This window comes from Streptomyces sp. NPDC030183, from assembly GCF_055573455.1.
In genome coordinates, this window is the sequence record NZ_JBVIBK010000009.1 from 1 (window position 1) to 17778 (window position 17778).

At 70.1% G+C, this 17778-nt stretch carries 17 protein-coding genes; 3 read left to right on the plus strand and 14 right to left on the minus strand.

What is annotated here, in order from left to right; translation table 11 throughout:
* Positions 1 to 46: 46 nt before the first annotated feature.
* From ACZ4Z2_RS12685 to ACZ4Z2_RS12740, 12 genes are all read right to left on the minus strand, one after another.
* Entirely contained in the window at positions 47 to 715 is a 669-nt protein-coding gene (locus ACZ4Z2_RS12685; protein WP_468075125.1) for a zinc-ribbon domain-containing protein, read from the minus strand.
* A 333-nt stretch (positions 716 to 1048) separates the two neighbouring features.
* On the minus strand, positions 1049 to 1363 hold the full coding sequence (locus tag ACZ4Z2_RS12690) for a DUF4158 domain-containing protein (protein ID WP_468075127.1): 315 nt from the start codon (positions 1361 to 1363) through the stop codon (positions 1049 to 1051).
* A gap of 114 nt (positions 1364 to 1477) precedes the next feature.
* The gene (locus tag ACZ4Z2_RS12695; protein WP_468075129.1) at positions 1478 to 2257 is read right to left on the minus strand and encodes a hypothetical protein; all 780 of its coding nucleotides are present in this window, start codon (positions 2255 to 2257) and stop codon (positions 1478 to 1480) included.
* A gap of 97 nt (positions 2258 to 2354) precedes the next feature.
* Positions 2355 to 3500: a hypothetical protein gene (locus tag ACZ4Z2_RS12700; RefSeq protein ID WP_468075131.1), complete on the minus strand. Its 1146-nt coding sequence runs from the start codon at positions 3498 to 3500 to the stop codon at positions 2355 to 2357.
* 143 nt (positions 3501 to 3643) lie between these two features.
* Positions 3644 to 4339, minus strand: a complete 696-nt coding sequence (locus tag ACZ4Z2_RS12705; RefSeq protein WP_468075133.1) for a hypothetical protein — start codon at positions 4337 to 4339, stop codon at positions 3644 to 3646.
* A gap of 547 nt (positions 4340 to 4886) precedes the next feature.
* A complete protein-coding gene (locus tag ACZ4Z2_RS12710; protein ID WP_468075135.1) occupies positions 4887 to 6458 on the minus strand; it encodes an ATP-binding protein in 1572 nt (523 codons plus the stop codon).
* Between the two features lie 27 nt (positions 6459 to 6485).
* On the minus strand, positions 6486 to 6938 hold the full coding sequence (locus ACZ4Z2_RS12715; RefSeq protein ID WP_468075137.1) for a DUF6238 family protein: 453 nt from the start codon (positions 6936 to 6938) through the stop codon (positions 6486 to 6488).
* 34 nt (positions 6939 to 6972) lie between these two features.
* The gene (locus tag ACZ4Z2_RS12720; RefSeq protein ID WP_468075139.1) at positions 6973 to 8445 is read right to left on the minus strand and encodes an SCO6880 family protein; all 1473 of its coding nucleotides are present in this window, start codon (positions 8443 to 8445) and stop codon (positions 6973 to 6975) included.
* Positions 8446 to 8585: 140 nt separating this feature from the next.
* Entirely contained in the window at positions 8586 to 9977 is a 1392-nt protein-coding gene (locus tag ACZ4Z2_RS12725) for an SCO6881 family protein (RefSeq protein WP_468075141.1), read from the minus strand.
* 27 nt (positions 9978 to 10004) lie between these two features.
* Complete coding sequence (locus ACZ4Z2_RS12730) at positions 10005 to 10682, minus strand: hypothetical protein (protein ID WP_468075143.1); 678 nt, start codon at positions 10680 to 10682, stop codon at positions 10005 to 10007.
* Entirely contained in the window at positions 10682 to 10990 is a 309-nt protein-coding gene (locus ACZ4Z2_RS12735; protein ID WP_046913952.1) for a DUF6112 family protein, read from the minus strand. The genes ACZ4Z2_RS12730 and ACZ4Z2_RS12735 overlap by 1 nt, the downstream gene beginning before the upstream one ends.
* Before the next feature lie 90 nt (positions 10991 to 11080).
* On the minus strand, positions 11081 to 12226 hold the full coding sequence (locus ACZ4Z2_RS12740) for a C40 family peptidase (protein ID WP_468075145.1): 1146 nt from the start codon (positions 12224 to 12226) through the stop codon (positions 11081 to 11083).
* Positions 12227 to 12804: 578 nt separating this feature from the next.
* On the opposite strand from ACZ4Z2_RS12740, the gene ACZ4Z2_RS12745 reads away from it, so the two are divergent.
* Positions 12805 to 13551, plus strand: coding sequence for a DNA-methyltransferase (locus ACZ4Z2_RS12745; RefSeq protein ID WP_468075147.1), 747 nt, complete (start codon positions 12805 to 12807; stop codon positions 13549 to 13551).
* 96 nt (positions 13552 to 13647) lie between these two features.
* On the opposite strand, the gene ACZ4Z2_RS12750 is transcribed toward ACZ4Z2_RS12745, so the two are convergent.
* Positions 13648 to 14526, minus strand: coding sequence for a DUF5655 domain-containing protein (locus ACZ4Z2_RS12750; RefSeq protein ID WP_468075149.1), 879 nt, complete (start codon positions 14524 to 14526; stop codon positions 13648 to 13650).
* Positions 14527 to 15115: 589 nt separating this feature from the next.
* Here ACZ4Z2_RS12750 and ACZ4Z2_RS12755 point away from each other — a divergent pair.
* Positions 15116 to 17113 carry a DNA cytosine methyltransferase gene (locus tag ACZ4Z2_RS12755; RefSeq protein ID WP_468075151.1) on the plus strand — a complete coding sequence of 666 codons (1998 nt, stop codon included), beginning with the start codon at positions 15116 to 15118 and terminating at the stop codon, positions 17111 to 17113.
* Here the strand turns inward: ACZ4Z2_RS12755 and ACZ4Z2_RS12760 are convergent.
* Entirely contained in the window at positions 17028 to 17522 is a 495-nt protein-coding gene (locus ACZ4Z2_RS12760) for a very short patch repair endonuclease (RefSeq protein WP_468075153.1), read from the minus strand. The genes ACZ4Z2_RS12755 and ACZ4Z2_RS12760 overlap by 86 nt on opposite strands.
* A gap of 55 nt (positions 17523 to 17577) precedes the next feature.
* Between ACZ4Z2_RS12760 and ACZ4Z2_RS12765 the strand changes: the two genes are divergently transcribed.
* Positions 17578 to 17766 carry an AbrB/MazE/SpoVT family DNA-binding domain-containing protein gene (locus ACZ4Z2_RS12765; protein ID WP_132850658.1) on the plus strand — a complete coding sequence of 63 codons (189 nt, stop codon included), beginning with the start codon at positions 17578 to 17580 and terminating at the stop codon, positions 17764 to 17766.
* The last annotated feature ends 12 nt before the right edge of the window (positions 17767 to 17778 follow it).

The window sequence follows — 17778 nt, forward strand, 5'->3', positions numbered from 1 at the left end:
CGCCGCGATCTGGCACAACTTCCAGACAGGCCAGGCGGTCAGCCGCTCACTGACCGCCTACGACCACTAAACGTGTTCGGAAAGACTCGTCTAGGAGCCGCACCCCGCCGTCGGCCGCCGCACGCCCGGCCGCCTCCTTCGTCGGCAGCAGCCGGGCCGCCATCTCGGTGACCTGGGCCAGGACCTCGTCGGTGCGGCCTTCCCTGCCCATCTGCTCCTCGGCTGCGATGGCGCCCTGGAGGTTCTTGGCCGCCCACCACCGCCACTCGGTGACCAGCGGCTCCGGGACGTCGGCGGGTACGGGGACGCCGTCCAGCAGCTTGCCCGCACGCCCGGCGGCGGCCTTCGCGGCGGTGGACAGCTCCTTCTTCAGGCGCTTCTCGTTGGCCTGCCACCACTCCTGGGAGCACTTCCAGCAGCGTCCCCGCTTCTTCGCCGCGGCCTCCGGGGTGACCATCGCGGTGTGCCCGCAGTCCGGATAGGAGTAGGAGACCTTGTAGCCGACGCACTCACGGCAGGCCGCGACGTCGCCGTTCTTCCACTTCGGCATCGCGGTGCGGTTGGAGATGTTCTCTTCCCACTCGTGTCCGGCCGCGCACCGCCACCACACCGCCACCTGCATCTTCGGTGTTGCCTTCGCCGGGGTCAGCCCCCCCGTTGCGCTCCTGCAACCACATCGCGGCGACCTGCGGATACGCCTCGGCCAGCGACACACCCAACGAACGCGCCACGGCGTCCCCTCCTCGATCCGCGGCCAGGCTCTCCCGGCCCAGCCCCGCCTCTTCCAACGATCGGGCAGGCCAGCGGGGACGCGCCAGGCCGCCGACGCCCCGCATACTCCGCGCCGTCCTCGCCAAGGTCCCTGCGGAGGTCCTCGACGAGGAGGTCTCCGATCTCCGCTTCGGGCTGGTCGATCTGGGCCGGCAATGCGGACCTGCGGGTCTGGGCCTCCTTGATCTGGGCCAGGGCGGCATGGTGACGGTGGCGTTCTGCGCGGAACTCGGTGAGGGCGTTCCGGAACTCAGCGCCTGCGGCCGTGCATCGGCTTTCACATGCGACGTGAAGTTCTCCCTGCCTCATCACTCCGGCCGACGGCGGGGGCTGACCGTCCCGGAGACGGCAGCTCCACCGCACGACGGACGAAGTCGACCACCATCTCCGGGTACTCGTCCGCCTTCGGGAACCGCCCCATCCGCTGATACGACTTCAGCGCCAGCAGCAGCGCGAGCTGATGGCCGTCAGCGTCCATCCGCTCAGCGGCCCACGCCGCCTCCTCCCGCGTCGGCGAGAAGAACAGATACAGCTCATGCGCGGTGATCAGCCGCTTGAACCGCGGGTACGCGGTCCGCTCGATCGAGGTCAAGATCCCCACCCGGCCCACGACGAAAGCCCAACATCACACCAACGACACTGAGCTGACCGGGTGACGGCTCCGCCAACGAGGACTCACAAGATCAACTATTGGCGGCTTCTGGGCTCACCTCGGCGACACCCCGAGAACGCGATGCGCGGGTCCACCGGGCGGGCCCGCCGGGCCGGAGGCGGCGGGCACGGCCACCGGTGCCTTACCCGGCAGGCTTGCGCGGGTGGGACTGGCGGCGAGCGCGGCGGCGCTGATGGGGAACTTGCGAGTGGTGAAGCCCTGGCTGCGCTGGTGGCGCGCTCCCGTCGTGGGCGCGGGTGAGCGGCGCGCGGCTACGTCCTGGGCGAGGATGGGCTGCACAGCCACCTGGAGGTCGGACCGGTGCATCGCCAGCGTGGCGGTGGCGACCTTGTCGAGTGCCTCGCTGCGGTCGGTGGTGGTGGGCAGCGTGTAGATGTCCAGGCTTGGGTTGTGCCGCCAGCCGTGCTCTTCCAGGATGAGTGGGCCGCCGAGAGCGGAGGTACCGTCGGCGGTGGCGGCGACCACGCCGAGCTGCGGATGCTCGGCGAACGCGACGTCCGGCTCGACGCGCGAGGGTCGGCCACGGGCGGGCGCTGGTCCAGAGGTCAGCGAGGGGTCGAACGCGGCGTCCACGTCGACTCGGTAGCCGGCCTTGCGCAGCAGCGCGACGGCTCGGGTGGCGCGGCCCTCCCCATCACGCTGCTGGTTGGCCAGCGCGTACAGGTTGGGGTGGTCGGGGACGGGGTGGAAGTCGAATCCCTTCAACATCCGGGTGCTTGCTGCCAGTTGCTTGGGGTTGGCGGCGACGATGCCGAAGTCGGGGTGGCGGCCGACCGCGATGTCGGGAAGCGGGTCGTGCTCGGGGGTGGGCATGGCGGATCCATCCGATGGGCGCAGGGGGAGCGGGGCGGTAGTGGCCGGGGACGTTTCTGCTGGTCCGGGGCATGGCGGGCTCCAAGCTGGGCAGCGATCAGCGACCGGGTGCGGAGGAGGGCCGGGCGGGAGGCAGGGAGGGAGGTGCGGCTGAAGCTGACGGCGGCGTGGTTGGGGTCGTGCGCCGTGTGGTCGGCGAGACCGCGAGAGCGGCGGCGACCCGGGACGCCGCCGGTTCCTCCGGGGCGAGCTGGTCCAGCCGGGCCTGGAGCCTGTCGGGGTGGTCGGTGTGCCGGTCGGCTAGGACGCCGCGCATGGACCGAATGTCCAACGCGTAGGAGTCGAGCTTCTGGGCTATGTATCGCAACCGGTTCGCGTAGTGGGGATCAGCGGGTTCGCCCAGGCCCTCCCACCAGTCGGCCGTCGTGTTGAGGGACTCCACGACGCGCTGGAGAACGCCGTCACCGGGAGCGGTCAGCTCGCTCAGCGCGGAGACGACTTCGCCCGTGTGCGCCGCCGACTGGATGGACTGGGTCAGATGGCCGAGCCGGTCCCCGAGGCTGAGCCCCTGATGGCCAGGAGGCGGCAGGCTGGGGTCGAGGAGGCCGGGATCGCACGAGACGTCGAAGCCCTCGGCCTGAAGCATGTCGAAGGCCCGGGTCACCATCTGTCGCTGCTCGGCCGGGTCGGTCATGGCGGAGGGCAGCCGGTGGAAGCGCTCGCGGAACAGCACGACGGGGACGAAGCCCGCACGGTGGAGCACCGCGTCGGCGCCGCTCTCATGGGCAGGTCGCCGTGGTTCCGGCCGGGGCGGCAGGCCGAGCTGGTCCAGGCGAGTGTCGATGGCGGCGAGCAGTCGGGGGATGCTGCCGCCGTGTCGGGCGTGGGGACCGTCGGGCTCCGAGTCGTAGATCACTTCGTGGAGAGTGGAGTCGTCGGGGTGCCCGCGGGTCACCAACCAGCTCACCGAGTACCCGGGTGGGTGGTCGGTGGGTGGTTCCTGGGGCGGAGAGATGATCAGGGTGCTGCCGTCGGGAAGTTCGGCGTGGACGATGTGGTCGCTGAGGCCGTACTCGACGGTGCAGGACAGCCCGCGCTGCCGAAGCGGCGTGGTCAGGTGGCTGTACGGGTGGTCATGCTCCGACGTGCCAGCGGTGGCTTCCTGGATGAAGGGTTCGCTGGTGCGCGCCGTGATGCGTGTGCCCTCCCGCTGGAGGGTGACCAGGGTCTGATCGGGGCGCATGTGGGCTTCTCCGTGGCCGGCCGTCCCCAGCGGTCGACGGCGGCGGGAAGCCGCAGCCGGGCGGGGACTGTGAGGGTGGTGGCGTTCGTCGAGGATCCGGCGATCGGACGGTTTGGCCTCGCCGGACGTCAGTGCTAGAGGCTTCAGCGCGAGCGCCGCGCGACAGGGGGGTCGGACGCCGCCGAGGCGGGCGGCGAAGCGGCGGAGGCACCGTGCTGGCCGGTGGATCGGGCCAGGGCCGCCTGGACACGCCCGGTGTGCGCGGACTGGCCATCGCCGATCCGGTCGGTCAGGTGATGGGCAGCCCTGGCCAACGCCGCTCCGCTGTAGCTGAGTTCGTCGGCGTAGTGCCAGCCTTCGGAGTTGCGGATCTCGCGGGCTCGTTCCTCGTAGAGCTCCCGCGACCCGGGCATCGACCCCTCCATGAGTGCGATGACCTGATCCCACTCGTGGCGGATCTCGCCTGCTCGCTCCAGTACGGAGTCGATCCCGCGCAGGCGCAGCAGGTCGGCGCTGATCGGGCCGTCCATGTAGTCGGCCGGTTGCGCGGCGGCCCGGACACCGGCGAGGACTTCGGGGCCGTGGGCCAGGAAGGTCTCGACGTGCTCCCAGGCGGCGGCGTCCCGGGCCACCTTGCCGTCGGCGTAGCCGGTCTCGTCGACGGGCCAGCCGTCCTCGTCGCAGTACGAGTCGGAGACCGCGTCCCACTGGTCCGAAGCCTGCCTGATGCCGTCGGCGGCAGAGGCCAGGGCCTGGACACGCGCCCGCCATGCTGCTCGTTCGTCAGCGTCTTGCGGTTGGCAGTCAGGGGTGGCGGAGGAGTCGGGAGAGGCGGGCATGTTCGTTACTCGTTTCTGTACGGGTGCCTCACCGCGAACGCGGGAGCGGGCGCGTGACGGATGGTGGGACCGGAGATGGAGCGTCGTTCCGCTGGCCGGGGGAAGTTCCCCGGGCCGACGCCGCTGGCGAGAGACGGGCTGCTGCCGCCGCTTGGTGCGCCCGGGAGTGGATCTCGTGGTCGACGTTCTCCGCGACGAGATGCAACTCCTCGCCGAGGTCGGTCAACCGGGAGGCGATGGCGTCCAACTCGGACGCGCTGCTTCGGGCACCGTGGACGCGACACCACTCGGAGGCGGTCTCGAGCATCTGGTGCAGGCGGGCCACGGCGCCGAAGTCCTCCGTGACGGCCTCGCGGAACAGGTCGGTGAACTCCTCGGCTCGGGCTGCGGCGGAGGCAGTCGTTCCCGTCAGTTGTCGGCGAGCCGCTGCCCGGATTCGTGGCCGGGCCGGTCGTCGGGTGGCGCTGGAGCGGGGCGGCGTCCTCGACCGCACCGAGCCGGAGACCGGGGGCGAGCCCGGACCGGGAACCCGAGACCTCACGGGGGCTCACTGCCGCGCCTCCCTGATCAGTCCAGGAACTGAGGACCCGACAGTTGCGGTGAACTCGCGGGGGTCTGCATGCATCCGGGCGTCCGTGTCGAACAGTTCGCGCTCGGCCGGATGCAGGATGTGCTGTGTGATGAAGCTCCGACCTGCGACTTTCCACAGGCCCCGGCCCTTGGTCAGGGCGGACACGGCCTGGGTCTCGATACCGGTCAGGCCGAGCAGCGACGCGGCTGCGGCGAGCTGGTCGGGCTCCTGGCGGTAGATGATGCGGGTGGAACAGTCGGCGAGGAGGCCCTCGGCCAGCACCCGGCCGCGTGAGCCGGCGTCGCCCGCGCTCAGTAGATCGCTGAGGCGGTGGATGACCATCAGGTTGGCGATACCGAGCCCCCGGCTGAGCTTCCACTGGCTCTGCATGCGCTCCAGCAGGCCGACGTGCCGCATCACGCGCCACGCCTCGTCGTAGATCACCCAGCGTCGGCCGCCGTCCGGGTCGGCGAGCGCGGACTCCATCCAGGCGCTCGCGCAGGTCATCGCGAGGACCAGCGCGGTGTCGTCGCCCGAGCCGCCCAGGCGGGAGAGGTCGATGGACAGCATCGGGGTGGTCGGGTCGAAGGCCACGGTCGAGGGCGCGTCGAACATGCCGCTCAAGTCGCCGTGGACCAGACGGCGCAGGGCATGCGCGAGGTCCTGCGCTGCGGCCCCCATACGCCCGGCCTGGTCGCCGAGAGCCCGGTCAAGGTGCTCGGGTGAGCCGAGGGTGTGCGCGATCCTGCCGAGCAGGGGCACGGTGCCGTTGGCCTCGGCTTCAGTGACGACCAGATCCAGCGCGAGATCGAGAGCCGTGTGTTCCATCGGCTGGAGATCGCGCTTCAGCACGGTGCGCGCGAGACCGGCCAGGAGTAGAAGACGGCGCTTGCGGACCTCCGTTGACCAGTCGTCCTCGCTCACCGAGGCGGGCCGGGCCGGGGCATCCAGGGGGTTCAGCCTGCCAGGGAGCCCCGGCCCCAGCGCGATGCTGTAGCCGCCGAGAGCCTGTGCGACGGCCGTCCACTCGCCCTTGGGGTCGCAGGGCACGTAGACCCGGTAACCGTGGGCGATCGCCCGGGTGGCGATGGACTTGGCCAGCGCGGACTTGCCCATGCCGATGATCCCGGCCAGGACCGCGTTGGGGTTGGTGAAGCCCTCGACCCGGCCGCTGCTGTACAGCGAGAACGGGTCGTAGCAGAACGCGGCCTCCGCGTGGACGTCACGGCCGATGAAGATGCCCTCCGCGCCCAGTCCGCCCTCGGCGAGGAAGGGGTAGGCCCCGGACACGGTGGCGGTGGTCATCCGGTGGGCAGGCAGGTTGAGCTTGCCACCTCGTGCCGAGGCCGGGCCGGGGCGTCCGGGCGGCGGATAGGTCGGCCGCAGCTCCGGGTCGAGGGTCGCCTCGTCGCGGCGCTTGGGCGGGGTCCCTGCGAGGCGGGCCTGGCGCCGGGCCTCGGCGAAACCGGCGCGGGCGGCGCGCTGCTCGGCCCGCGACGACTTGCGGGGAACGAACAAGGGGGAGGCGCTGGCGCGAGTACGGGGCATGAACGATTCTCCAGACGGAAGGCAGGGTCAGTGGCGGACGAGACCGGTGAACGGAGCGTGGAGGTCGGCCCGAGTGGTACGGCGTCGGACCAGGTGCGCGGTGCGCTGGTGGCGCTGGCAGATGGTCAGCTCCGGTGCGCCTTCCGGCAGGCCGACCTGGCACGCCTCGCGGTCGGGGACCTCACCGGAACCGGGCCGGGGAGCCGCGTGGTAGGCGGCGTGGACATGGTCGGCGGCCTGCCAGACCCGGGTGCGGGCGGCGCTGAGCTGGTCGCCCTCGATCGGCGTGAGCCGGCCCGTGCGGGCGGCGTGGGCATCGAGCAGGCCGTGCAACGAGACGAGATGGGCGTGCAGGGCGTCCAGTTCGGCGCGGGTGGTGACGAGAGGACCGCCTGGCACGTTGAGCGCGCGGTGGAAGTCGAGCGCGGCGGTGGCGAAGGGCACGAAGTCCTGCGCGGTCGGGCTGGCGGTGCGGGACATGGGGGCGCTCTTTCGGAAGGGAGGAGGGCCGACATCAGACGGCGAGGGCGAGCGGCACGGCGGCGACGGTGAACGCCTCGGCCTGCTGCCAGGTGAGCGGCCTGAGGTCGAGCTGCGCGCCGACCGCCGCGGTCTCCACGACCGCGCAGGCCAAACGAAGCTCCTCCTCGGAGTCGGCCGAGACGGTCAGCAGGCCCGTCAGGGCGACATCCGCGTGGCCGGCGATGAGCTGGCGCTCACGGGACTTGATGTCCTGGTACTCGATGGAGTCCGCTTCGGAGTCGACCTGACCACGCCGCGCCCGCTCGGCCGCGTCCGCGATCACACTGGCCTTCTTGCGCTGGACATCACGCAGGGCGGCGTCCAGCCCCTTCGGCTCGTACGACAGCGACAGGGTCCGCCGCACTCCGGCGGTGAACAGCAGCTGGTGCAGGAAGCCCGCCGACGTCTCGGTGCGGGGCCAGTTCTCCACCCAGTACGTGCAGTGGACGGCGGAGTCGGTCGCGATGTGGTCCGACGTCTCGACGACCACGACCGGGCCGGCCGCGGCCGCGTCGGCCTCGGGGCGCCCGGAGGAGGACCAACGGTCCAGTGCGGAAAGGGCCTTGGGGTCGTATGCCGTTCGTACGACTGCCGCGATCTCGGGGGCGGTGAGCCAGCCGGTGGGGTTGAGCCCGGCGGTGCGTGCGGCCTGGTCGAAGGTCGAGGTCAACTGCGCCAGGACGCTGAAGGACCCGGTCAGACCGCCACCGGCCTGGTTGATCAGGCGTCGCGCGGCCTTGGCGTCCAGCGAGATGGCGACGTACGTCTCGTGCGGAGCAGCGGCCGGGCCGGCGCTCTGGATCAGCTCGCTGTAGACCTGGCCGGCCACCGGGGCATCGGGCCGGCCGTGCTCCTCCCAGTACCGGCGAAGGGCGTCACCGGAGTCCGGCACGGTGCGCTCGATCACCTGGATCCGGGCGACCTGGCCGGTGCGGGCCAGTGCGGCGAGGGCACGGCCCCAGCCGTTGACGTTGGCGTTCTGGGTGCCCGGGTCGAGCAGCGCGTAGGCGCGGGAGGACACCTTGACGACGGCGGTCAGCGTGCCGGCGTGGGGATCGTGGACCGCGCCGTATCGGCGGTCGGGCGCGGTGACCACGCGCAGGCTGGCGGCGGTACCGGGCAGGTGGAGGAGTCCTTCGCGGACCGGGCGGCGGGAGGGCCAACACAGCCAGATCAGCTGGCCCCGCATCCGGCGGAGCGCGTACCGGGTGACGATCGGCGCCCAGTCGGCCAGGGCCCGGCCTCGGTAGCGAACGAAGACGAGCAGGGCGATGCCGGCCCACAGCGGGATGAGTTCGAGAGCACCGACCACGCCACGGGCGAGGATCACGGCGAGCAGGAGCAGGCCGGTGAGGCTCACGACGATCAGTTGCGGGGCGGTGAGGCCGAGCAGGATGCCGCGCCTGCTGCGGTGCGGGAACTTCACGGTGGCCGTGGTGGCTTCGGCCTGGCGGTTGTCAGACATGGCGGTTCCAGACAGTGGGAGCGGGCGGGAAGGGGCGGGAAGGCCAGGCGCGCTCTTCTGGAGGACACGGCAGGACTCCGTTTCGGGTGGTCGAGGGAGGGGTGGGCTGGAGGGAAGCAGCCCGCCCCCTCGGTGGTGGGTCAGGGCCCCGACGGCGGCTGGTCGGGGTAGACCCAGTTCGTCGGAGTCGGGGAGCCGGTCGCCGACGGACCGGTGGAGGGCGGCGGTGGTGCGGCGGGACCGCCGGGCGGAACGGCACCTACGCGGGTCAAGCTGCTGCCCGGAATCGACGCGCCAGCGGGCTGAGGGGCGGAGGGAGCGCCCTCGGAGCCTCCTGCTTCGCTGTCGGCAGGCCGTGTGATCAGCGCGGGGATGCCGGGGCGCTGGATCAGGGCGCGGCCCTTGTCGCCGGAGGCGTTCGGGTCCTCGCCGTAACGGAAGCGGGTCTGCGGCTTCGGAGGTCCGGCGTCGATGCCCTCCTTGCTCAGGTTGCCGCCGGTGGGGTTGATGCCGGAGGCGACACCGTCGCTGCCCGCGCCGGGGACCTTGCTCGGCCCCTGCGGAGCGGGAGTGCCGGTGCTGGCCTGCATCGCGAGGCTGCCCGCGGTCTTCGCCGCGCCCGCGGCGACCGCCATGCCGGCGACGCCGGTACGGTGCAGGTCGTCGTGTCCGCCGCCGTCACTCGCCCAGTGGACGAACTTGTACGTGGCGTACGGGCAGAGCAGGACCAGGACCATCACGACGATGCCGGCCATCGCGTCGGAGAGGGCGGCCATGCCGTCCGTGGCGTCGGACTTGCCCATGGCCGAGACGCCGATCAGGAAAACCACGGTCATCAGCAGCTTCGACACGACCAGGGTCGCGGTTGCCTCGATCCACCCCCTCCTCCAGCGCTTGGCAACCTCCCAGCCACCACCGGCTCCGGCGAAGACGGCGAGGGCGACCATGATCAGGACGCCGACCTTGCGGGCGACCATCACGCCCCAGTACATGAACGCGCCGATCGCGCAGCCGAAGGCGACCAGGGATGGGATGGTCCAGCCGAGGGCGTACATCGGCCCCAACTGGTTGACCTTGATGACGCGGCGGATCGCGTCGTCCACCGAGCTGTTGGCCGCTTGGAACAGGCCGTCGGACAGGGCGTCGACCACCGTGATGGCGACGGAGGTGAAGGCGACGGCGCAGAAGGAGAAGAGGACGCCGGTCATCGTGCCGATCGCGGCCTGGGCAAGTGCGCGTTCGTCCCGACGCCAGGCCGCGAGCATCAACTGGATGCAGAACGTGCCGACGGTCAAGGCGAGACCGATGGGCAACAGCAGCTCGTAGTTGTCCCGGAACCAACCGGCGTTGAGATCGATGGCGGTGGTCTCGTTGACGGCCCTGGCGGCGAGATCGGCCGCGCTGGCGGCCAGCTCACCCGCTGACTTCGCGATCCACGCCCCGATGCCGTCGGTGACGGTCCCGGCGGGGTTGGTGGCGAAGTCGACGGCGCCGCAGACCTTGTCCATCAGCGGAAAGTCGCAGACTCCCATGGCGGTACCTCCTTTCTGGGTCGGGGGTCAGGGAGCGACGGCCGACAGGACACCGGCCAAGGCGCAGGGCTGGGAGGGACGGCACTGGACCGCGAGGGTGGTGACGCGGTTCTCGGCGCCGCCGTGCGACGAGCCTTTCCAGGCGATCGACTGTTTGCCGGAGACCGTCACGGCGTAGACGTACGCGGTGGTGATCGCCCCGGGGTCCGCCTGCAGGGCCTGAGTGAACGAGTCGGGGAAGTGCGCCTCGTTCACCTTGGCGGTGGCGAACTGGCCGTTGGCGGCCATCTCCTTCCACAGCACGCGCGAGGGGACGAGCGCGTCGACCGAGGCGGTGTCGGCGTACTTCTTCTCGCTGGTCAGCCACCCACGCAGGGCAGCCACCAGCTCGCGCTGGGAGTAGGCGCGGGTGTCGTACGACCACAGCGCCGCGGCTGCCGCCTTGCCGAAGGCGATCGGGTCGTGCGTGGACGGGGGAACGGGGAGTTCGCCGCGGCTGCCGTGCGGTCGTGACGAGGCGGAAGCAGAAGCGGTCGGGGAGGAGGGGGAAGCCGAACTCACCTGCGGTGCAGGAGCCTTGGATGAGGTCCTGCCGTCGCGGGTGAGGTAGGCGGCCAGGCCGGCGAGGGCGACGAGCACCGCCAGGACAGCGGTGCCGAGCAGCGCCCGGCGGCGCACGCCGGGGTTCGTAGAGCGGGAAGACATCAGCGGACCTGGCTCCCCAGCGTGCTGAAGAACGCCACCACGCCGTTCGCGGCACCCAGCAGCAGGGCCGCGCCAGCGCTGACCAGCACGCCCTTCTTGCCGTTGGCCTCGGCCTGGTGGCCGCCGGAGTGGTGGCCCCAGGCCCACACACCCGCACTGACAGCGAGCGCGCCGACCACGGCGATGATCCCGAAGAGGTTGATCGAGCCCATCACCTGCTTGAGGACCGACAGACCCGGCAGACCGCCCTCGTTCGGCTTGATCCCGGGGTCGTAGGCGAGCTGGACGACCTTGTCGACGAGGTACATGATTGTGAACTCCAGTTCGATTTAGTGCACGCCAAAGCCCGAGGGGGCGAAGCGCCAGTGCAGGAGGGGCGGAGGGGGGAGAAGCGCCGGTCAGACGACTCGGCGGGCCGCGAGAATCCGCGGCTTCCAGGACGCGACGGTCGCGAGGCGGACCACGTCGCCGGTGCGCGGGGCGTGCACGATCAAGCCCTGACCGACGACCATCCCGACGTGTTCCGGGACTTTGGCAGTCCCTTCGGTGAAGACGAGGTCACCGGGCCGGAGAGCGTCGACCGATACCGGCTTGCCCTCCTTGACCTGCGTGTACGTCGTCCGCGTGAGGGTCACCCCGGCGGCCCTGTACGCCTGCTGCATCAATGAGGAGCAGTCGCAGCGGCCCATGGGGTCGCTCCCGTGGGAGTCGGTGCAGCTCCCGCCCCACTGGTACGGGGTGCCGAGCTGGCCGAGCGCCCAGCGGATCGCTGTCTGGACCTTGGGCGGAGCGTCTGCCGGGATCTTGTATCCGGTCGGCACCGCGCCGGGCGGGATGGTTCCGAAGTCGGTGCCGTCCCCGTCGGCCGTACAGCCGCCCGCGGTACTCGACGCGGCACTGGCCGTGCTGTCCGAGCCGGAGGGCGAAGGGCTCGGTGACGTACCGTCGGCCTTCGACAGCAGAGGCTCGATCGCCTGCTGCAAGGCGGTGGCCAAGGGCTCCCACTTCGCGTAGGCCTCCGGGAAGCCAGACCTCTGCACCGCCTGGGCTGCCTGGGTGACGGACAGGGACTGCCAGCCCGAGACCTTTTCCAACGCCTCGTAGAACTTCGTCGAGGCGTGCACCGGGTCGAGGATCTCGTTCGCGGTGCCCCAGCCCTGCGACGGTCGCTGCTGGAACAAGCCCAGTGAGTCGCGGTCGCCGTAGGTGAGGTTTCGCAGGCCGCTCTCCTGCAGGGCGGTCGCCAGGGCCACGATCTGGCCCCGGGCCGGGATGTTCATCGCGACGCCGGTGGCCTGGATGGTCTTGGCGTTGGGGATCTGCTCGGCAGGGTCGTCCAGGCCCGGCACGGAGACCGTGCCCTTGCCCCCGCCGTCCAGGATCGCCTTCACCTGAGCGGCGACGGCTGAGGTATCCACAGCCTGTGTACCGCCAGCCGAGCAGGAGGCCGAGGCACTCCCGGCCCCGACGGCGAGGATCGGAACGGCCAGCAGGAGCGGACCGGAGGCGAAGAGACCGACGACTGCTCCGGTGGTCTTCTTCATCGCCGGCGCCGTTCGCCGGGGCAGACAGCCCGGCCGGGCAACGGTGTTGGGTCAGGGCGTGGGCGTATCAGGGCGTGCTGCATCGCAGCGGCTCCTCGCGGTTCGTAGGAGGCGCGGTGCCGACTTCTCGTGCAAAGCCGTCGGCACCGCGCCGATGTGAATCCGCCTCTCAGGGCGGTCCCGGGTCAGGGGAGTTGGTAGCTCCCGGACACCGGGTTTCAGGTCATGCGCGGCAGCCAGCCGCGCTCGTAATCTCAGGCGATGCACCGGGTCTCCTCACGGCTTCGGGAACGGGGGGCAACGTGCCTTCCGGCCCACGTTTTTGGACGCGGCAACACGGATCAGCACGGTTCAGCGGGGGTGGAGCTGGGCTCCGCCTCGGTGACGTGGCGAGACAGTAGAGCGGGATTCCGGCCGCACCAAACGACCGCCGAACCCGGGCCCAAGCACGGCACAGGCTCGTTAGGTGCGGCCGGAAATCGCCGCTAACCTCCGGCGCAACCCCGCTTCGACCGCTAGCTGTTGACCGCACTCCGGAGCTGGCCCAGTCCCGTCGTGCCCTGAAAGAGGCCCCGCACATGAGCTACACGCTGCACCGAGGCGACGCCCTCACCGTGCTGAAGACCCTCCCGGACGAGAGCGTCAACGCCGTCATCACCGACCCCCCGTACAACTCCGGCGGACGCACCAGCTCGGACCGCACCGGCCGCACCGCCCGCGCCAAGTACGTCACGGCCGGATCGGCGCACGACCTGCAGAACTTCCCCGGCGAGAACCGCGACCAGCGGAGCTATCGAAGCTGGCTGACCGCACTGCTCACCGAGGCGTACCGGGCCGCGACCGAGCACTCCGTCGCCATGGTCTTCTCCGACTGGCGCCAGGAGCCCACCACAACCGACGCCCTGCAGATGGCGGGCTGGACCTGGAGCGGCACGATCCCCTGGATCAAGCCCGCCAGCCGACCCCGCAAGGGCGGGTTTAAGCAGTCGGCCGAATTCATCGTGTGGGGCGTCAAGGGCAGCCTTGAAAAGGACCGGGACCTCTACTTGCCCGGCCACTTCATTGCCTCCCAGCCCCGCAAGGACCGGGTCCACATAACTCAGAAGCCGGTCGAGATCATGCAGCAGCTCGTGCAGATCTGCCCCGAAGACGGCACCGTCCTCGATCCCTTCACCGGCAGCGGTTCCACGGGCGTCGCCGCCTTGCGTGAGGGCCGGCAGTTCGTGGGGGTCGAGCTGTCCTCGCATTATGCCGACGTCGCTGAGGCGAGGCTCCGAGCGGAGCTGACCCAGGACGACTTCGTCCTGGCTGGACCGGAGGCATGAGCGTGATAGCGACCGGCCCGGGGCCGACGGACCGCAGACGGATGAGGGCGGCTGGTGCATCGAGAAGCCGACGCACCAGCCGCCCTTCCTCTTGCGTCAGGCCGCCTCGCATGCCCGCCGGATCAGCGGTCCGGCCTTCTCCAGGTCGGCTGCCGAGGCGACACGCACCTCAAGGTCGCCGGTCCCGAGGTGGCCGATACCGCGCATGTCGCGCGAGAAGCCCTCCTCCAGCTCGACCGTGTCCGGGTCGACCTTGAGGTAGACCAGGATCGCCTCGTGCTTCGGGCGGAAGATGACGGAGGCGACGTTCACCATCCGGCGGTAGGCGATGTAGTGCCGAAGCTGAGCCACCTCGACCTCGCCCCAGGCGGTGAGGGCCTCGTCCAGCTCTGCGTACAGGTCCCGCAGGCAGCCAGGAACCGCACCCGCGGTGGCAGTTGCCAGAGCGGACGTCTTCCCGCCTTCGCCGACGGCGCCAGCCGTGACCTCCCACTCGCGGCACTGGCGCCCGTGTGAGACCCGTCTCGTGGAGCCGGGCGTGGATTCGATCAGTAGTAGGCTCAGCAGCCCACCCTCGAAGACGCGGTAGCGCACGAGGTCGACCCGCTCGCGCAGACGGTGCACCGCGACTCGGTCGTGGTGCGAGAAGCCAGCGGCGATGCAGACCATCCGAGGGTTCCGCCAGTCGATCGACTCGGCGGCCTCGGAGCCCAGCTTCTCCTTGACCAGTGCCTCGAACTCGTGACGCGCGGAATCCAGCCACGACAGGTAGGAGACCGCCTGCGACAGGACACCGCTGTCGGCGCCCTTCTTGTACTCGATCAGCGCAGGTGTGCCGTTCTCGTCCAAGCCGAGCGAATCGATCCGGCCCCGATGCCAAGGCCCCGTCGGGTACTCCGACGCCAGGAAGCGGATACCGAGCATGGCCTCCATGCCCGCCTCGACCCGCCGCTGCAGCTCCACTTCCAGCGTCACCGTGGAACCGCGCAGCTCGACGTCCTGTGGCCGTCGGTGTCCAGCCGGAACAGCTTCAGGTCGGTCACCAGCGTCTCCCTCTGCGTGATCTCCGCAAGAAAGCCAATCAACGGGAGGCTCTGGGTATTCCACTTAGCAAGAGGGAGGGAGGCTTCTCTCGATCTCCGGGTCGGTAACCTCGTGCCAACAGCGGGCGCCAGCAGGTGGCTCGAAGCTCCTGGCTCGCGTCAGCGTTCGTAGCCCTCCGGCTCTTCCCCGAACGTTCGGGGGCCTTCCAGTCCGACCATGGGATCGGCCGACCGCAGGATGCTGGCTCACCTCGGGGCGGAAGCCGCTGTGTTGCCGCGAGCGATGCCCCATTGCGGGGTGGCATGTATAGAAGGACTCCTGGTGATCTTGTCAGTGTTTGTCCGCATGCTTGACCCTCTATGGAGCTACCGGGGGCTGCTTTCGGCCGCAGGGGTGGGCGCCGCGTAATATTCTCGGGGCGCCTGGGGCGTCCCAATCGATCCAGTCATCCGAGGTGGACGCCGGATTCTTGATCTTGCCAGAGGTTGTGTGATCTCCTGGTGCTCGTTCTTCTCGTCCGATGGAGGTTGACGCGGTGCGCAGGCAGCACTATGGGGTGCCTCTGGAGCGGAGTGACTGCCTGGAGCTCAGGCGTCACAGGAACAGCTGCAAGCCCGAGAACTTCGGCAAGTGGCTCGGTGGCTTCGGTGCTGACAAGCGTCTGGCCGTCGACCTCTTCTCCGGAGCGGGTGGACTGAGCCTCGGACTGGAGCGAGCCGGGTGGACGGTCGCAGCCGCGGTCGACTTCGACGAGCGGGCGCTCCAGACGCATGCTGCGAACTTCCCGGGCATGAGCCTCCACATGGACCTGGGTAATCCTGACGAGCGTGACAGGCTCGTCGAGATGCTCGCGCCGGCCAAGATCGATCTGGTGGCCGGCGGCCCCCCCTGCCAGCCGTTCAGCAGGGCCGGTCGGAGTAAGATCCGCAGCCTTGTAGAGCATCACGGCCGCGATCCCCATGATCGCCGCAAGGAACTGTGGAGCGCCTACCTCGACGTCGTCAAGCGCCTCCGGCCGCGTGCGGTCCTCATGGAGAACGTGCCGGATATGGGTCTCGGTGACGACTTCTTCGTGGTGCGCACGATCGAGGAGCAGTTGGAGGACCTCGGCTACGCGACGCAGGTCCGTCTCGTCGATGCGTGGAAGTACGGTGTTCCGCAGCACAGGAAGCGACTGATCCTGCTGGCGAGGAACGACGTGGAGCGCTTCGCGTGGCGTCAGGAGCTGGAGCACGAGCAGCGGACCACGCTGCGTGACGCCATCGGTGACCTGCCGGTGTTGCCTGTGGTGCCCACCGAGCGCGTCGGGCAGCGCGAACTGCCGTACGACGAGCCGTCCGAGCTGTCCAAGTTCGCTCAGGACATGCGTAAGTGGGCGCGCAAGGACCGGGTGTGGGATCACATGACCCGACGGGTCCGGAAGGACGACGCGGAGATCTTCTCCAGCATGGACTCCAGGACCCTGTACTCGCAGATCTCGCCGGAACTGCAGCGCTACAAGGCCAACCACTTCACGGACAAGTACAAGAAGCTCGACTGGGCGGACCTCAGCAGGTCGATCACCGCCCACATCGCCAAGGACGGCTACTGGTACATCCACCCGGACCAGGACCAGCCGCGCACCCTCACCGTGCGGGAGGCCGCGCGGGTGCAGACCTTCCCGGACAGGTTCCGCTTCGCTGGCACGCGCAGTGACGCCTTCCGCCAGATTGGTAACGCGGTGCCGCCCCTCCTTGGTGAGGCTGCGGCGGAGGCCCTGCTCCCCGTGAGTGACGAGCAGCCGATCGAGGGCGGACTCCAGCCGCACTGGCGCACGGTGCGAAGGGATCTGACCGCCTGGGCCGAGGAGCGGCGTGAGTCGGAGGACTGGTACCAGCTTCCGGGCGACCAGATGTCCGGGTTGCAGGCTGCGGTCGTGGCCATACTGTCCGGGACCCGGATCCAGCCCGCGCAGCTTGCGGAGATGGTCGGGGTCGTGCGGGGGCAGACGTCCCTGAGCAGAGCCGCGCTCGAGACACTTACTGCGGCGGCACCCTCCGAGGCGGCGAAGGCCCGGGTCGCCCGACTCACCGCGGTGATCGATCAGCCGAGCGTCTGGGGCGACGAGGAGAAGGTCCGCGAGCAGCTGAAGCTGAAGCCGGCGGAGACGACGGTCTACCGGCTGCTGGTTGGCGAGGATCTCCTGTGGGTCGGGCAGGGGGCGCTGCGCGTCGCAGCCCGTCTGCACGGCAGCGACTCGGATCGCACGAACAGGCTCAGCGACGGTCGAGTGGACTTGGTGAAGCTCGTCGGAGCTGGCGAGGACGCGCCTCTGCGTATGGCGGCGCTTCGGCTCATCGGAAGCAGCTTCTGTCGGGCCAGGGAGCCGCTCTGCGAGGCGTGCCCCCTGAGCAAGTACTGCGTGGCCCGGGAGAGCGTCTCGGGCGACCTGTTCACGGACGCGTTGACCGGGACCCACGGACGGGAGACGGTGCCGACCCAGGCTCGTGAGTCTGGGCGCACTGCCGGGCGACGCTGAGCGCAGTGCGCTCGACGTCCGCCCGGATCTCGCACTCCCAGAAACGGACGACGGTCCAGCCGGCGACCTCGGCTGCTGCGGTGTTCCGGCGGTCGCGCTCCTTGTTGGTCTCGATCTTCGCTTCCCACAAGGCCGCGTTCGGGCCGCGGAAAGTCTTCGGGCCGTGCACAGGACAACCGTGCCAGAAGCACCCGTCGACGAACACCGCCACGCCGTACCTGGGCAGGACGAAGTCCGCCGTGCAACGGGCAGCCACCTTGCGCTGCAGACGGAACCGGAAACCGAGCCGGTGTACGGCGCGCCGGAGGTCCACCTCCGGTTTCGTGTCGCGGGTGCGCCGACCGCGCAGATGGCCGCTCAGCTCCGTGCTGACCCACTCCCCGCTCGTGGTGTCCTCACGTGCTGGCATACCTCAGCCCCTGCCCGTCGTCGGCCTACGGGTGTGAGGGTGCCACACTCGTCCCATGCTTCGTGAACCAGCAGAGCTCCGTGTCGACGATCATGGGCGGGTCGAGCTCCCCGTCGGCCTGCTCGCGGAGGCGGGCATCGCACCCGGGGCGGATCTCCTGGCCTTCAGCGACGGAGACGGGCGGATCGTGCTCCGCCGCGCCGAGGACGCCATGAGGGACCTGCTCGAGCGCGGGGAGCTTTGAGGGCCGGGACGA

Coding starts and splice junctions, on each gene's coding strand:
- ACZ4Z2_RS12700 (WP_468075131.1), bottom strand. CDS start 3,500: ATGCGCCCCGATCAGACCCTGGTCACCCTCCAGCGGGAGGGCACACGC.
- ACZ4Z2_RS12720 (WP_468075139.1), bottom strand. CDS start 8,445: ATGTCTGACAACCGCCAGGCCGAAGCCACCACGGCCACCGTGAAGTTC.
- ACZ4Z2_RS12740 (WP_468075145.1), bottom strand. CDS start 12,226: ATGAAGAAGACCACCGGAGCAGTCGTCGGTCTCTTCGCCTCCGGTCCG.
- ACZ4Z2_RS12765 (WP_132850658.1), top strand. CDS start 17,578: ATGCTTCGTGAACCAGCAGAGCTCCGTGTCGACGATCATGGGCGGGTC.
- ACZ4Z2_RS12710 (WP_468075135.1), bottom strand. CDS start 6,458: ATGCCCCGTACTCGCGCCAGCGCCTCCCCCTTGTTCGTTCCCCGCAAG.
- ACZ4Z2_RS12730 (WP_468075143.1), bottom strand. CDS start 10,682: ATGTCTTCCCGCTCTACGAACCCCGGCGTGCGCCGCCGGGCGCTGCTC.
- ACZ4Z2_RS12695 (WP_468075129.1), bottom strand. CDS start 2,257: ATGCCCACCCCCGAGCACGACCCGCTTCCCGACATCGCGGTCGGCCGC.
- ACZ4Z2_RS12745 (WP_468075147.1), top strand. CDS start 12,805: ATGAGCTACACGCTGCACCGAGGCGACGCCCTCACCGTGCTGAAGACC.
- ACZ4Z2_RS12705 (WP_468075133.1), bottom strand. CDS start 4,339: ATGCCCGCCTCTCCCGACTCCTCCGCCACCCCTGACTGCCAACCGCAA.
- ACZ4Z2_RS12735 (WP_046913952.1), bottom strand. CDS start 10,990: ATGTACCTCGTCGACAAGGTCGTCCAGCTCGCCTACGACCCCGGGATC.
- ACZ4Z2_RS12725 (WP_468075141.1), bottom strand. CDS start 9,977: ATGGGAGTCTGCGACTTTCCGCTGATGGACAAGGTCTGCGGCGCCGTC.
- ACZ4Z2_RS12715 (WP_468075137.1), bottom strand. CDS start 6,938: ATGTCCCGCACCGCCAGCCCGACCGCGCAGGACTTCGTGCCCTTCGCC.
- ACZ4Z2_RS12755 (WP_468075151.1), top strand. CDS start 15,116: ATGGAGGTTGACGCGGTGCGCAGGCAGCACTATGGGGTGCCTCTGGAG.
- ACZ4Z2_RS12760 (WP_468075153.1), bottom strand. CDS start 17,522: ATGCCAGCACGTGAGGACACCACGAGCGGGGAGTGGGTCAGCACGGAG.